The 234-nt window shown below is 40.6% G+C and carries 1 tRNA gene; it reads left to right on the forward strand.

The features are described 5' to 3' along the window. Window positions 1–105 precede the first annotated feature (105 nt). Window positions 106–196, forward strand: a tRNA-Ser gene (locus ACFI6G_RS22290). Window positions 197–234 lie beyond the last annotated feature (38 nt).

Genomic DNA, 234 nt, shown 5'->3' on the forward strand with positions numbered 1-234 from the left:
CCAAATTTATTTTCACTTTTTTAAAAGTGAAGACAAAAGGTATCGTTACTTGCATTAGCAATTAACAACATCATTAGTGTACTAATCTATTGATGACAATTTGTTGGAGGGATGGCTGAGTGGTCGAAAGCACCGGTCTTGAAAACCGGCAACCGTTAATAGCGGTTCTAGGGTTCAAATCCCTATCCCTCCACCACCATTGAAAAGCCCGCTGAGAAATCAGCGGGCTTTTTT

The organism is Vibrio sp. PSi01 (genome assembly GCF_054960695.1).